The following is a 14,870-nucleotide window of genomic DNA, read 5'->3' on the forward strand; positions in this document are numbered from 1 at the left end:
GTTTCTGTATATAATACCCGCTTTACGAAAAATATGCTACGCCGGCGGCGAACAGATTTTCACAGGAATTACCGCTGTCGTTCACCGCAGGGTCGCCCGCAACGTTTTTGATTAAATCGCGCGAACAGCCGAACCGTCCGGTACCGATCGTCCGCTCGCTGTGCCCCATTTTGCCCAGAACACGGCCGTCGGGGCTGGTCATGCCTTCGATGGCGAACGCGGAACCGTTCGGATTATCGGGTTCGGCGACGGCGGGCTCGCCCCGCTCGTCCGCATACTGGCTGAAAATCTGGCCGGAAGCGAACAACTGTTCGGCGAGCGCATCGTCCATAACGACGCGGCCTTCTCCGTGTGAAATCGGTACGTAATGCACCCGGCCGTCCAACACGGACGGATGCCGCGCCCAGGGTGAAAGCGCCGAAACGGTGCGCGTGCGGCAGATACGGGAAATATGGCGGCCGACGTTATTGTACGTAAGCGTCGGCATGGATTCCGACGGTTCGAGTATTTTTCCGTACGGCAGAAGTCCCGTTTTTATCAGCGCCTGAAAACCGTTGCAGATACCCAAGACGAGTCCGCCTCGTTTTTCGAGCAGCGCCATGACCGCGTCGCGGACGCGCGGTTCACGCAGTACGTTCGCAATGAATTTGCCGGAACCGTCCGGTTCGTCGCCGGCGGAAAATCCGCCGGAAAGCGCGAGAATCTGCGCGGCAGACAATTCGTTCTCAAGTTCGGCAAGCGAATCCGCAAGAGCCTGCGGTGTATTGTTGCGGAACACCAGAATCTTTGAATCGGCACCGGCAAGCGTAAACGCGCGCGCCATGTCGTATTCGCAGTTCGTGCCCGGAAACACCGGAACCAGCACGCGCGGTTTTACTGCCGAACCGCAGCGGGAATCCGAAGCGGCGCGATTGCCGCATACGGCCGCACGCCGAGCGTGCACGGCGGCGCACTCAGCACCTGCCGCGACATGATCACCGTGCACGGCGGCGCGAGCCGCTTCAAGCGACGGATGCACGCGGCGTGCGAATTCGGGATAAGGCGGGCACCGGGACGAAGCCTCCGCGGATACCGGCGGAAAAACGGCGGCAAGCGGCGTTTCCCACACACGCTGGCATTCGGCAAGATCGAGGTGCGCTTCAGGCAGAGCCGCCGCGGCGACCGTGATTTCCGGCTGAACCTGCGTCGTACCGAGCAGCGCGACGGTACCGGGCACGAAACCCGCTTTTGCAAAATCGGACGCACTGAGCGGAACGGTCGTTTCTATCAGGATGTCGCCGTATCTCGGCACGAACAGATCCGCCGCGCTCGTACTTTTTGCAGCGGAACGGCAGCCAGACCCGGTTTCGGAAACGGGCGAAGGCACGGAAGACAGAACGAATCCGACGCGGTTTCCGAACGCCATTTTGGATACGGCTTCGGCGATTCCGCCCGCGCCTACAGGATACGCGGCGCATACGGAAGACGCACCGAGCGAGTACAATGCGGCGGTGTTTTTATTGAAAGTTTCAAAATCGGGTGCAAAATCTTTTGAATACGGCACCGAAACCAGATACACGGAATGACCGGGAGCAGCGAAAGAACCGCCGCGCACCCGTCCCGCGCAGTCCGTACCGACGGCGAACGACACCAGCGTCGGCGGAACCGTCAGTTCCTGAAACGAGCCGGACATACTGTCTTTTCCGCCGATAGCGGCGGTACCGGCCGATTTCTGGGCGTCGAGCGCACCCAGCAGCGCCGCAAGCGGTTTTCCCCACGCGGCGGCGTCGACGGTACGCTCGAAATATTCCTGAAACGTCAAACGGCACCGGGCGGGATTACCGCCCATCGCCGCGATTTTTGCAAGCGAAGAAAGAACCGCCGTCTGCGCGCCGTGCCAGGGACTCCACTGTGCGACGCGGGGATCGTAACCGAACGACATCAGGCTGACCGTGGACGTCTCACGGGGCGGAAGCACGGGAATTTTGGCCGCCATGCCGGCTTCCGGCGTGGACTGATATTTTCCGCCCATCGGGAACAGCACGGACGCGGAACCGATGGATCCGTCGAACCGTTCGCTCAGTCCCCGCTGCGAGCAACAGGCCAGATCCGAAAGACAGGCCTTCCAGGCGAGTCCGAGCGTTTCCGCCGAAACGGCGCGGCTGTCTGCCGAATCGAGTTCCGCACCGCCGCTCGCAGTTACGCGGGGCGCCGCTGCTACACTTACGCCGCCGCTCGCAGTTACGCCGCCGCTCGCAGCGGGAACGTGCGCAGGTATTCCGGCTGCGATAACCGAATCGAGCGGTTTTGCCAGCGGGGAAGCCGCCGGATCGGGCGACGCGATAACAGCCTCCGCACTGCGGCTTGCGCCGGCAGTGTCGAGAAACGAACGCTCTATGTCTACGATGGTTTTTCCGCGCCAGGTCATGACGAGGCGGTTCGTGTCGGTCACTTCCGCAATAACGGCGGCGTTCAGATTTTCGGCAGCGGCGGCGTCGAGCAGCTGCTGCACGTCCGATTTACGGACGACGATCGCCATCCGCTCCTGTGATTCGGAAATGGCCAATTCGGTTCCGTTCAGTCCGTCGTATTTTTTGGGAACGGCGTCGAGGTTTATCGTAAGGCCGGGCGCCAGTTCGCCGACGGCGACCGCGACGCCGCCGGCGCCGAAGTCGTTGCAGCGGCGAATCAGACGGCTGACTGCGGGATTACGGAACAATCGCTGAATTTTGCGTTCTTCAACTGCGTTGCCTTTCTGCACTTCCGCAGCCGCTTCGGTTACGGACTTCGCCGTATGCACTTTTGAAGAACCGGTCGCGCCGCCGATACCGTCGCGTCCGGTACCGCCGCCGACGAGTACGACGATATCGCCGCATTCTGGTTCTTCCCGCATAACAGTGTCCGCCGGCGCGGCGGCTATAACCGCGCCCAGTTCCATGCGTTTCGCTTCAAAGCCGGGATGATACATTTCGGCGACTTGGCCGGTCGTCAGTCCGATCTGGTTTCCGTAAGAACTGAATCCGGCGGCGGCTTCGCGCGTCAGTTTCATCTGCGGCAGTTTGCCTTCGCGCGTCTTCGAGACCGGCACGGTCGGATCAGCCGCGCCGGTAACGCGCAGCGCCTGATATACCCAGGAGCGGCCGGAAAGCGGATCGCGGATCGCACCGCCGATGCAGGTGGCCGCGCCGCCGAACGGTTCGATTTCGGTCGGATGATTGTGCGTTTCGTTTTTAAACATAAGCAGCCAGCGTTCCGTTTTTTCGGCGGAAGCGGACGAATCGAGGCGAGCACAAGCGGCGGCCGTATCCGCGTTCGGTTCGGTGTAATGAACGTCGATATAAATCGAACACGCATTGATTTCCGGTGAAAGTTCAATGTCGTCGAGTTTGCCGTGTTTTTTAAGATATTTTGCCCCGATAACCGCCATATCCATCAGCGTTACCGGCTTGTCGCTGCGGCCGGCGTACAATTCGGTACGCATGTCCGTATACTGCTGCAGGGAAGCGCGGAATCGGTCGGCGTACGGCCCGTCTTCGATCCTGATGGAATCGAGCACCGTATTGAACGTCGTGTGCCGGCAGTGATCGGACCAGTACGTATCAAGTACGCGGATTTCGGTTTCGGTCGGATCCCGCCGTACGGTTTTGAAATAATTCTGAAGGAACTCGATGTCGGCCAGATCCATCGCCAAACCCATTTTTGCGTGAAGCGCGGCCAATTCATCTTTTGAATATGAAATGAATCCGTTTACAACCGGAATATCGCCGGGCACGGTCGTTTCCAACGACAGCGTTTCGGGAACCGAGGGCGAAGCAAGCCGGGAATCAACCGGATTGATCAAGTACGCGCGGATTTTTTCAAGTTCCTGAACGGAAACGTTTCCGGAAAGAATAACCATTTTTGCACAGCGGACTTTCGGTTTTTCCGCGGATACATCCGCCGACTCCCGTTCAAGGCCCGCCTGCAGCAAGGAAAGGCACTGTTCGGCGGAATCAGACCGCTGATCGTACTGACCGGGCAGATATTCCCAAATGATGGCCGTTTCGTCGGGATTCAGCGCCAGCCGGGAAAAACAGCAGCGGTCGCTTTGCGGTTCCGAAAAAATCCGGGAAGCTGCGGCGTGAACGAGCCGTTCGCTCGTATGCTCGATATCGTACCGGTTGACATACCGGACGCCAGTTACACTTGTAATGCCGAGGAAGCCGGTCAATTCGGAATGAATGCGGGCGGCTTCATTTTGAAAACCGGGTTTTCTTTCTATATATAAACGGAACATTTTCCTATTGTAAAGATTATGCTGAAAAATTGCAATGTGTTTGAAGCCCGACTGCAGCAGTTTACGCGACAATCGTACACGCGGCGGTTAACGACAGCATCGGCGGGTAAAGCCAGCGTCGGCGGGTAAAGCCAGCGTCGGCGGTTAACGACAGCGTCAGCGGTTAAAGCCAGCATCGGCAAGCCGGTACCGGTCAGCCGATGCAAACGGCCAACTGGCGCCAATAGCCAGCGCCGCCGATTACCCGTCCAACCGGCACGAGCGGTTCCGCTTTAACGCACCGCGCAGTTTTTTGCCCTGCAGGCGCCTTTCCCGCGAAGCAAGCGAAGGCTTGGTCTTTTTACGTTTTTTGGGAATAACCGCGGCCTGCACGACCAGCTGCTCAAGCCGGTCGAGTGCGATCTGCCGGTTCCGTTCCTGCACGCGCTCGTCCTGCACGGCGACGCACAGACAGCCGTCCTGCGTAATTTTATTTTTGAGCCGAAAAGCAACCTGAGCGCGTTCAGCTTCGGACAGCCCCCGCAGCTCCGCAAGCGGCACCGACGCGTGCACTTTCGTATTCAGTTTATTGATATTCTGCCCGCCGGGGCCGCCCGAGCGGGAAAACGAAAACGCCGCCTGCTCAAGAATCGACTGCCGGATTTCAGCACGGTTCACGTGGCACTCCTTGCGCGGTCATGTATTCCGTTTCCTTAAAGATATATATGAGTATAAAAGAAATTCCGCAAGTTAGCAAGTATACAAGTCTTTACATACGCCCCGCCAGTATGCGATACTCTGCACATGAACCGAAGCATTTGTACCCGTGTACTCGCACTTTTTATCGCTGCCGCAGTTTACCCGGCAGCACAATCTGCAGCCGAGCAGACGTCGGCTACGCAAACGGCGCCGGGCCGGCACGAATTGACATTCAAAATGCAAGTGGAAACGACGAGGGATCGCAAAGCGACCGACGTCGCCAATTCGTTCACGTACGAGTTTTCGCAATCGGCGTATTCCTTACTGGCGGGAATAAAACTCGGCGCAGAAAGTTCAGACATAACGGTCGCGGGAACCTGGATGCCGCTCAGGATGCGGCTGTTTTCGTTCGGGCCGCAAATCGAGTATAATTTCGACCTGTTCATGAATTACAGCATGGAACATAATTTTCTGTTCGGCGCGAAGGCGACGGTTGGCAGACCGGATCGGCTGCTGGTAACCGCCGAATGTTCGTATCTATTGAAATTGACCGATTTTTACCGGCTTCCGGCGATTCCCCTGCTCAGGGACGACTCGATTGCAACGACGCTGTCGTTCTCAAGCATCCTGCGAAACCGCATGAAAATCGCGTTCAAAATATATTCGCACGACACGTTCTATTATCCGCTTTTCTGCACGCCGACGTACGAAATGCAACTGGGGTGGATAGTAACGCCGGATTTTACCGTTGAAAGCAGTCTGATGGTACGGTATTCGGATATGTTCACGCTGACCTCGTACGTCTCGAACATACTGGGAAACGTTGCCATCCGGTATACGCTTCCCCAAACAGGAAGTACAAAATGAAGCAAACTCTGCACACAAACTCCGCCGCGTACCTGCTGCTTTGCATTATAGCGGCGTGCACATTTCAGTCGTGCCGATACGGAATAAGCGAAGCGCTGAACCGCGGTTACGAAGTTTCCAAACGCAGCACAACCATAACCGATATCCCGACTCCGATCTACGCCGAGGGAGCGGATTCGTACACGTGCGTGATTCTCACCGACGTACATTACGGAGCGGACAAAAGCCGGCCGGACGACCGTTTTTTAACCTGGCTCGATGAAAAAAAAACAAAACCCGCGTTCTGCCTCGTTTTAGGCGATATGGCCGAACACGGCGAAAAATCCGAATTTGAACAATACAAAGCGTTCGCGGATAAAATAGAAGAGAGAAAAGTTCCCGTATACGGCGTCGTCGGTAATCACGATTTGTACAAAACCGGCTGGCGGTATTGGAAAACGTACGTAAAACCGTATAATTCGTATTACCGATTTTATACGCAGAACTTCGCCTGGTACTTTCTGGATTCGGGAAACGGCACGCTCGGTGAACCGCAGCTGCAGAATATGATACGAGAAATGCAGGCGGATCCCCGCCCCAAACTGGTGTTTACGCACTACCCCGTATACGGCGGCGGCATTTTTTATTTCGCACTGTCCGACACGAAAGAACGGGCACTGCTGATCGACACGTTTGCGCGGAACAACGTGAAAACCGTGTTCACCGGCCATTATCATCCGGGAAAACCGCCGTTCAATTTCGGCTCATTTTCGGAATTGGTCGTCAAAGGCTTTTTGGACAACGCGGCGTGGATAGAACTGCACGTAGACGAAACGAACGCTGCCGTTTCGTGGACGGAATACGGCCGCAACTGAAAGAAAGCACAGCCGCTGACGGAATACGGTCGCAACCGATAATGCGGCCGGTCGGATTCCGACTGCACGCCGGCATGAAAAACCACTTGCAACGCGAATAAAAAACGGGTACTCTGTACGGAAACGGCGCCGACTCAAAACTTCGCCGCTTTTTGCCGGCCCGGCCGGCTGTATTCAAGGAAACTGCCCGAAAACTGAAGCATTCGGTCAGCCTCCATCTTTTCCAAGGGGCTATAGTTTATGGAAGAAATTTTAAATTTACTGCAGAACAACGCGCGGCTTTCAGTTGAAGACATCGCCGCAATGACCAAAAAAGAACCGGCCGAAGTCGCCGCCGCCATGCATAAACTGGAAGCCGACGGCGTTATCCTCAAATACGCCGCCATCGTCAATCCCGAAAAAGTAGCGGAAACCAAAGAAAAAGTCCGTGCCGAAATCGAAATTCAGGTAACGCCGGAACGGGAACACGGATTCGACGCGATTGCCGAACGTATCTACCGCTTTCCGCAGGTCAAAGCGCTGTATCTGATGTCCGGCGGATACGATCTGCAGGTAATCATCGAGGGCGAATCACTGCAGGAAGTCGCGTTCTTCGTAGCCCGCAAACTTTCCACGCTGAACGGCGTAAAGAGCACCAAAACGCATTTCGTTCTCAAAACGTATAAAGAAAACGACGTGCTGTACGTGGACGAGAAAAAAGACCGCCGCGAAGGGGTAACCGCATAATGAACACACGGCAAGATAAGTTTTCCGGAAAAATCGTAAAAACACCGCCTTCCGGAATCCGCAAGTTTTTTGAATTGATTCAGGGGAGGGACGACGTCATTTCACTCGGCGTCGGCGAACCCGATTTTACCACGCCGTGGCTCATGCGAGAGGAAGCGTATTACCATTTGGAACAGGGGCATACGTCGTACACGTCGAACTGGGGGCTCCAGGAACTGCGGAACGAAATAGCCCGCTACACGGAACGGTACGGTATGCACTACGATCCCAAGCACGAAGTGCTGATCACCATCGGCGTATCGGAAGCGATAGACGCGGTACTCCGTGCCATCCTGAATCCCGCGGATGAAATAATCATCTGCGAACCGTGCTACGTTTCGTATCAGCCGCTCGCCGCTTTGTGCGACACAAAACTGATTCATCTGGACACGTCGGCGAACGGTTTTTATCCCACTGCCGAACAGATTGAGGCGGCGATCACGCCGCGTACGAAAGCGCTGATGCTGTGCAGCCCCAGCAACCCGACCGGACGCATGATTCCGCGTGCGGAACTCGAAAAAATTGCGGAAGTGATCAAAAAACACCAAATTTGGGTGTTATCGGACGAAGTGTACTGCGAACTGGTGTACGACGGAAAAGAACACTGCTCCATCGGTTCACTGCCGGGTATGCACGATTACACCGTAACGCTCAACGGATTTTCAAAAGCGTTCGCAATGACCGGCTGGCGGATCGGGTTCATGTGCTGCCCCGCGGATCTGATGGAACAGGTGTACAAACTGCACCAGTATTCGACTATCTGCGCGCCGATCATGAGTCAATACGCGGCGCTTGAAGGACTGCGTTCCGGCTGGCACGAAGTTGAAAAAATGCGCGTTTCATATCAGCAGCGCCGCAATCTGATGTATAAAGCGTTCCGTGAAATGGGGCTGCCGGTAACCGAACCGGACGGCGCGTTTTACATTTTTCCGGACATCCGTTCCACCGGACTTTCGTCGGAAGAATTCGCCACGCAGCTGATCGAAAAATATCAGGTAGCCGTCGTTCCCGGAAGCGTATTCGGCGCCGGCGGCGAAGGCTATATCCGCTGCTGCTACGCGACGGACATAGACAAAATAAAAATCGCGCTGGAAAAAATTGCGCGTATGGTCGCGTCTTTAAAAGCGTAAATTCCGTAAAATAAACACGGGCGGCACGGCAGAACCAGGCGCACGGCAGTGCAATAGCCGTGCAAGCCACAGTCCGCCGGCAGCGCAATCACCGTCCGGCCCGCAAGCCCGCCGGCAACATATGCCGCGCCGGCGTACGGGCTATAATTTGAATTTGCCGATCAGCACGTCCAAATGCCGGATATTATCCTGCGTTTGGCGCGCCATATCGGAAACGTTTTCCGCGGACGAAGTTATCTCGGTCGCGCCTTCACGCATTTCATCCATACTGCCGGAAACGGTATCCGCTATTTGGCTCAGTTTGCTTATCTCTTCGTTGACGCGCTCTATACCGCTGCGCATCTGCTTTGAAGTAGTCTGAACGTCGGACGTCGACTGGTTTATATCGCGCAGCGCTTCAAGAATCTGCTGGGACGCTTCTTTCTGTTCGATCATGGCGTTGTCGATTTCGTTAACCAGATGGTCGGTTTCCATGATTTTGCCGGAAATCTGCATAAAGCCCTGCCGGGAAGATTCCGACGTATCGACGACTTCACCGATCGTTTTTGAAATTTTCTTCAATTCCTGCCCGATCGCGCGGGACTGTTTGCTGGAATCCTCCGCCAATTTACGGATTTCGTCGGCAACGACGGAAAAACCGGCGCCGGCTTCACCGGCGTGGGCGGCTTCAATCGCCGCGTTCATGGCGAGCAGGTTCGTCTGCGACGCGATACGGGCGATGACGCTGTTCGCTTCCATAAGAAGCTGCGACTGTTCGGCCATATCGCCGATATTCTTGTGTACCTGCGCCTGCCGCGTTTTATTTTCTTCCGTGATCGCAATCAGATCCTGATATTCGCTGCTCATCTTACGCACGGAATTCGACACGGAACTGATGTTTCCGACCATTTCTTCAATCGACGCGGAAGATTCCACGATACCGGAACTCTGATTTTCTATCTGGCGGTCAAGATTTTGAATACCGGCGATACTCTGTTCCAATACGTTCTGCACTTCGGAAATGGCGCCGGTTTGCAATTCGACGGAACGGTGCACGCCCTGAATGTTCGCCATAATTTGCGCAGTCGCGCTCGCCGCCTGCTGGGAACTTGAACCGAGACTTTCACCGATTTCATGCAGCTGAGTTTCCGATTCTTTCAGCTGGGAAATGAGCGCGTGTTGTCCATCGATAAACGTGTTGATCGAACGGCACATCGTTCCTATTTCATCTTCGCGCAGAATGGGAATCCGGTACGTTAAATCGGACTCGCCGGAAGCGCCGTTCAGATTTTCAAACGCAATAGACGCGCCCCGCAGCGGTTTTATGACGATTTGGCGCATCAGGACGACGATAACCAAACTGATAAAAATCATCATCAAAAGGATGATCGGCATTACCGCCCAGATAAGATTCAGCTTGAACGCCTGTATATCGGAAACCGGAATCACCATTGAAAACATCGCTTTATGCGCGGTTTCGGCCGTTTCGAGCGGAAAATACGCGGACAGATACTGTCTGCCGCCTACGGCCGTTTCGCCTAAAAACGGAGAATTCTGCGTGTACACCGTATCGAGAATGTTCCGATCGTCGAGCTTCGTCATGGCAAGGCTTTTGCCGCTCTTGTCGGTAAGCGTCGTCGCGACCCGCACGTCGTCCACGAACACCGAAATATTGCTGTCGACGAGTTTGCGGTATTTCGTCAAAAAATCGTTATCCGAAAGCGATTTCCGCGCGGTCATCGCACCGACGAGTTCACCGGCAGCGTTCCGGACGGGAACGGCCGTCAAATACTGGAGCGCGCTGTCGCTGACGGTAAGCGCAACCGAAACGGTGCCGGCCAGCGCGCTTGCAATCACCGATTTTTCAGATGCAAGAACGAACGAATCCCTCATTTCGGACGTGAACGCCACGTCGCCCTGCGCGTTTACCAGCGAAACGTTTTTAAATCCGTACGAATCGCGAAACGTCCGCAAAAAAAGAGTCGCGTCGCTTACGGTTCCGGCCTGGATCAGCTGTGCCGGAAGCGGAGACATTTCAACGAGCTGCATATCCCGTTTGAGAGCGGCAGCTTCCTGCTGCAGCATGGCGGTTACGAACGTCGATTTTTCGGTCAACTGTTCAAGGTAATTCCGCTTCATGGATCGGTTGGTACCGCCGTTTACCAGCAGAAAAACCGCCGCACAGCTGCCGATAACGGCGCAGAACACGGGAAGAAACAGTTGTTTATATACTGATAATTTCTTTAAAGCTTTAGAAGAATCCGCAAGTTTCGTATTAGCCATATATACTCCTACGGGATAATATAACGAAATAACTATAGCATTGCAAAGTAAAAAAGTATATACTTCGCGTATGAAAATACTGCAAGTTGATTCTGTATCATACGCATATACCGGCAGCGGAATCGCCGCCGTCAAGGATGTGTCTTTTACACTTGAACGGGGCGGTTACCTTGCAGTGCTCGGAACGAACGGATCGGGAAAAAGTACGCTCGCCCGGCTGATTTGCGGATTTATGGATCCGTCGGCGGGAACGATATCGTTCATACGGGGAACGAAAACCGGTATCGTGTTCCAGTCGCCGAACGATCAGATCGTCGCGGGCATCGTCGGCAGCGACACGGCGTTCGGCCCGCAGAATTTGGGACTGAACGATTTTGAAGTACAGCGGCGGACTAACGAAAGTCTGGCGGTTACGGGACTGGGCTCTAAAATAGAAGAAAAAACGTCGACCCTTTCGCAGGGGCAAAAACAGAAGCTCGCGTTTTCAGGCATACTGGCGCTTCAGCCGGACGTACTGATTTTGGATGAAGCCGCGTCCATGCTGGATCCGGTATCCCGTGCGGAAATGCTCGATTTTCTGGATTATTGGAACAGCCGCGGATTTTCCGTTATCCATATTACACACGACATCGACGAAGCGCGCAGGGCGAAACAGGTTATCGCGCTTGAAGACGGAAAACTGATTTTTAACGGTTTACAGACCGAATTCCGGGAAAACACCGAATTACTGTACCGGCTGTTCGGAGATCCGCTCGATTCGCTTGCCAAAACGGACTCGGGCGATCGGAATCGGCAAAAAACCGAAGCCGACGCGCTCGTATTCGACGATATCTCGTTTTCATACGATCCTGCGAAGCCGCTGTTCAGCGGATTTTCACTTTCTATAGAACAAGGCAGTTTAAACGCGCTGATGGGAGCGGCCGGCTGCGGAAAGTCGACGCTGCTCGAAATCGCGGCGGGACTGCTGACGCCCGCATCGGGAGCCGTAAAAAGTGAGACCAGACCCGCGCTGGCGCTTCAAGACAGCGAACACGCGTTGTTTGAAGAATTTGCCGGCGACGACGTTGCGTACGGACCGCGGAACAACGGCGTTTCAGGAAAAAAATTGCGCGACACGGTCAAAGCGGCGATGGACGCCACCGGACTGCCGTTCGATCGGTTCGCCGACCGTTACACGTTCCGGCTTTCGGGCGGAGAAAAACGGAAACTGTCGCTTGCAGGCATTATCGCGCTGGACACGCCGGTCATGATGTTCGACGAGCCGACCGCCGGTTTGGATCCGGTAAGCCGCCGCGCCGTTATACAGATACTGCAAAAAATTGCCGCAGCGGGCAAAACGGTGTTCTTTTCGACTCACCGTGAAGACGAAGCGGCGGCGGCTGACCGCGTGATACGGCTCGCCAACGCGCAGGACGGAACGGTGTTCCTGACCGGCGACACAAACGGCAGTTCGGCAGCCCCCGGCAGCGGTGCCAAATCCCCGGACAACAGTTCGGCAGCCCCCGGCAGCACTGCAAAATCCCCGGACAACAGTTCGGCAGCCCCCGGCAGCACTGCAAAATCCCCGGACGGCGGCGAGCCGGCCGAAAACGTCCGTATCGGAACGACGCTGCCGGAACAACCGCCGCTTGCCGGTGCGAAGCTGCTTGCGTTTTTTGCGAACTGCGGCAGTATTTTTTCCGCAGGCAGCAGAAAAAATTCATTCATTCAAAAACTGCCCGCCGTCGCAAAATACGTCGTGTTCGGCGTATTGTTTATCACTTCGTTTCTGATGCAGACGGTTTTCTATTCAGCGGCGGCGATCGCCGTCATTCTGCTCTATGCGGCGGCGGCGCGCTATCCGCTGAAAAAACTGTTCCGGTCGTTCGGCAAAATACTGCCTTGGGCACTGCTTTTCTTTGCGTTTCAGTTGTTTTTTCTGCCGCAGGGGCGCGGCGATACGGTGTATTACGCGTCGAAGCTGCTGACCGTTACGGATACCAAGCTGAACGCAGGCGCGATTACGATACTGCATCTGACGGCGGCGTTCGTTTCGCTGGCGGTGTTCGTTTATTCCATTACCGAGCGGGAAGTGCTCGACGGTCTTGAAGCGCTTTTAGCGCCGTTCGCACTTATGCGCGTACCGGTGCGGCATCTCGTGCTCATCGTCGGAATCATTTTCAGATTCATTCCGCTGCTCGCCGAAGAAGCGGCGCTGATCGTAAAAGTGCAGCTTATCCGCGGCGGGTTGGGTCAGGCGAAAGGACTTACCGGACGAATCCGCATGATTCTGCCGCTCGTCGTACCGCTCATCATGCGGACGCTCAAACGTGCCGATATTCTGGCGGACGCGCTGACCGCACGCTTTTATTCCTGACGGGAGGAGCCTCGATTATGGCGAACGAAAACGCAAACTTTGCGGTCTGCCCGAAATGCGGCGCCGCCGGCACCGTTTCATATCCGGACAGCCGCCGCTGGGTATGTTCCGCGTGTAATTTCAACCTGTACAACAACGTGGCAGCAGCCGTGGGCGTCATCATATGCGATTGCGCGGGCCGCGTCCTTTTTGAAGTCCGGGCAAAAAATCCGGGAAAAGGACTTCTGACGATTCCCGGCGGCTTCGTGGACCCGAACGAATCCGCGGAACAGGCGGTCGTCCGCGAATGCCGCGAAGAGATCGGATTGGAACCCGCCGCCGTGCGTTTTTTATGTTCGTATCCGAACACGTACGAATTCGATCACGTTACCTATAAAACCTGCGATCTGTTTTTTACCGCACGGCTGCCGGAAACCGGCGGCGACACAGCCGAATCAGCCGAATCAGCCGAATCGGACGGTGAACGCGCGCTGCTCGGCCGGCTCACGGCGCAGCAAAGCGAAGTAACGGCGTTCACGTTTGAATCCGTCGCGTCCGAACGGGACATAGCGCGGCTGCCGCTGGCGTTCGATTCGGTAAGAAACGCGCTGCGCACGTACGCCGCTTCTTGCCATTCGTCGTCATCAAGGATATAGTGAAAATCATGTTTGATGAATTTCTTTTAAATCTGATGAACGCCGTTCCCGACGGCATTCCCGGTCTTGTCATTTTACTGGCAATCATCGCCGCGGCGCTGTTCGTTTTGAGCAAAGGCGCCGATATTCTGGTCGACAGCGCGGTCGCCCTCTCGGAAAAATGGGGAGTTCCCAAAATGCTGATCGGAGCGACGGTCGTCAGCCTCGGCACGACGCTGCCGGAAGTTACCGTTTCCGTCATGTCGGCACTCAAAGGCGCGCCGGGATTGGCCATGGGCAACGCCGTCGGTTCCGTCATTTGCGATACCGGCCTCATTTTGGGTATCGCGGCACTGATAAAACCGCTGCCGTTCAAAAAAACGGTTGTCAACCGGCAAGGCTGGATACAGCTCGGTGCGGGAATACTGCTCGTCGCCGTATCGTTTATCGCCGGCGGCGGGATCCGGTCGTTTTCGGAAGGCGGCAGCATTCCGCGCGTTATGGGCTTCGTATTTCTCGGACTGCTCGCAGCGTATATCGTTTCGACTATCGCCGGCGCGCGCAAAGGTACGGACGCAGAGAGCCGGGACACCGATAATCCGTCGGGCGAAAACGGTTCGTCCGTCGCAGTCATTTTGCTGAAAATGATTTTGGGCGCAGCGCTCGTCATTTTATCGTCGAAAGTACTCATTCCGGCCGTGCAGGAAACGGCGCTCAGATTCAGGATACCGGAAACCGTCATCGCGGCGACGCTCGTTGCGTTCGGAACGTCGCTGCCGGAACTGATCACCGCTATCACTGCGGCGCGCAAGGGACACGGAGACCTTGCGATCGGCAATATTATCGGCGCGGATATTCTGAACGTACTGTTCGTTATCGGCGCGTCGGCGGCGGTAACGCCGGGCGGGCTGACCGTGGACGTCAATTTTTTCAGAATACTGTTTCCCGCCATGCTGTTCGTGCTGATCGTGTTCCGCTGCGGCGTACTTTTTTCAAAAAACTCGCTGAAACGTCCGGTCGGCTTCGTACTGCTCGCCGCGTACGTCGCGGTTACCGCGCTCAGTTACGTTTCGGGTGTGTAATCGGGTT

At 55.7% G+C, this 14,870-nt stretch carries 10 protein-coding genes; 7 read left to right on the forward strand and 3 right to left on the reverse strand.

What is annotated here, in order from left to right; genetic code table 11:
- Positions 1-22: 22 nt before the first annotated feature.
- Positions 23-4,255: a phosphoribosylformylglycinamidine synthase subunit PurQ gene (locus TREBR_RS11040; protein ID WP_013759255.1), complete on the reverse strand. Its 4,233-nt coding sequence runs from the start codon at positions 4,253-4,255 to the stop codon at positions 23-25.
- Between the two features lie 240 nt (positions 4,256-4,495).
- Positions 4,496-4,912 carry an alternative ribosome rescue aminoacyl-tRNA hydrolase ArfB gene (gene arfB / locus TREBR_RS11045; protein ID WP_013759256.1) on the reverse strand — a complete coding sequence of 139 codons (417 nt, stop codon included), beginning with the start codon at positions 4,910-4,912 and terminating at the stop codon, positions 4,496-4,498.
- A 126-nt stretch (positions 4,913-5,038) separates the two neighbouring features.
- On the opposite strand from arfB, the gene TREBR_RS11050 reads away from it, so the two are divergent.
- The 4 genes from TREBR_RS11050 to TREBR_RS11065 all read left to right on the forward strand — a co-directional run bounded on the left by TREBR_RS11050 (position 5,039) and on the right by TREBR_RS11065 (position 8,549).
- Complete coding sequence (locus TREBR_RS11050; protein WP_013759257.1) at positions 5,039-5,800, forward strand: hypothetical protein; 762 nt, start codon at positions 5,039-5,041, stop codon at positions 5,798-5,800.
- The gene (locus tag TREBR_RS11055; RefSeq protein ID WP_013759258.1) at positions 5,797-6,654 is read left to right on the forward strand and encodes a metallophosphoesterase family protein; all 858 of its coding nucleotides are present in this window, start codon (positions 5,797-5,799) and stop codon (positions 6,652-6,654) included. The genes TREBR_RS11050 and TREBR_RS11055 overlap by 4 nt, the downstream gene beginning before the upstream one ends.
- A gap of 240 nt (positions 6,655-6,894) precedes the next feature.
- A complete protein-coding gene (locus tag TREBR_RS11060; RefSeq protein WP_013759259.1) occupies positions 6,895-7,380 on the forward strand; it encodes an Lrp/AsnC family transcriptional regulator in 486 nt (161 codons plus the stop codon).
- On the forward strand, positions 7,380-8,549 hold the full coding sequence (locus tag TREBR_RS11065) for a pyridoxal phosphate-dependent aminotransferase (RefSeq protein WP_013759260.1): 1,170 nt from the start codon (positions 7,380-7,382) through the stop codon (positions 8,547-8,549). Before TREBR_RS11060 ends, TREBR_RS11065 begins: the two co-directional genes overlap by 1 nt.
- A 141-nt stretch (positions 8,550-8,690) precedes the next feature.
- Here TREBR_RS11065 and TREBR_RS11070 read toward each other — a convergent pair whose 3' ends face one another.
- A complete protein-coding gene (locus TREBR_RS11070; protein WP_013759261.1) occupies positions 8,691-10,811 on the reverse strand; it encodes a methyl-accepting chemotaxis protein in 2,121 nt (706 codons plus the stop codon).
- 70 nt (positions 10,812-10,881) lie between these two features.
- Between TREBR_RS11070 and TREBR_RS11075 the strand changes: the two genes are divergently transcribed.
- From TREBR_RS11075 to TREBR_RS11085, 3 genes are read left to right on the forward strand one after another with little or no spacing between them, the layout of a single operon-like run.
- Positions 10,882-13,167, forward strand: coding sequence for an ATP-binding cassette domain-containing protein (locus TREBR_RS11075; RefSeq protein ID WP_013759262.1), 2,286 nt, complete (start codon positions 10,882-10,884; stop codon positions 13,165-13,167).
- 17 nt (positions 13,168-13,184) lie between these two features.
- Entirely contained in the window at positions 13,185-13,802 is a 618-nt protein-coding gene (locus tag TREBR_RS11080) for an NUDIX hydrolase (RefSeq protein WP_013759263.1), read from the forward strand.
- Positions 13,803-13,810: 8 nt separating this feature from the next.
- Positions 13,811-14,863: a calcium/sodium antiporter gene (locus tag TREBR_RS11085; RefSeq protein WP_013759264.1), complete on the forward strand. Its 1,053-nt coding sequence runs from the start codon at positions 13,811-13,813 to the stop codon at positions 14,861-14,863.
- The last annotated feature ends 7 nt before the right edge of the window (positions 14,864-14,870 follow it).

Source organism: Treponema brennaborense DSM 12168 (genome assembly GCF_000212415.1).
In the GTDB taxonomy this organism is placed as follows: domain Bacteria; phylum Spirochaetota; class Spirochaetia; order Treponematales; family Treponemataceae; genus Treponema_F; species Treponema_F brennaborense.

Coding starts and splice junctions, on each gene's coding strand:
- TREBR_RS11040 (WP_013759255.1), bottom strand. CDS start 4,255: ATGTTCCGTTTATATATAGAAAGAAAACCCGGTTTTCAAAATGAAGCC.
- TREBR_RS11050 (WP_013759257.1), top strand. CDS start 5,039: ATGAACCGAAGCATTTGTACCCGTGTACTCGCACTTTTTATCGCTGCC.
- TREBR_RS11055 (WP_013759258.1), top strand. CDS start 5,797: ATGAAGCAAACTCTGCACACAAACTCCGCCGCGTACCTGCTGCTTTGC.
- TREBR_RS11060 (WP_013759259.1), top strand. CDS start 6,895: ATGGAAGAAATTTTAAATTTACTGCAGAACAACGCGCGGCTTTCAGTT.
- TREBR_RS11065 (WP_013759260.1), top strand. CDS start 7,380: ATGAACACACGGCAAGATAAGTTTTCCGGAAAAATCGTAAAAACACCG.
- TREBR_RS11070 (WP_013759261.1), bottom strand. CDS start 10,811: ATGGCTAATACGAAACTTGCGGATTCTTCTAAAGCTTTAAAGAAATTA.
- TREBR_RS11075 (WP_013759262.1), top strand. CDS start 10,882: ATGAAAATACTGCAAGTTGATTCTGTATCATACGCATATACCGGCAGC.
- TREBR_RS11080 (WP_013759263.1), top strand. CDS start 13,185: ATGGCGAACGAAAACGCAAACTTTGCGGTCTGCCCGAAATGCGGCGCC.
- TREBR_RS11085 (WP_013759264.1), top strand. CDS start 13,811: ATGTTTGATGAATTTCTTTTAAATCTGATGAACGCCGTTCCCGACGGC.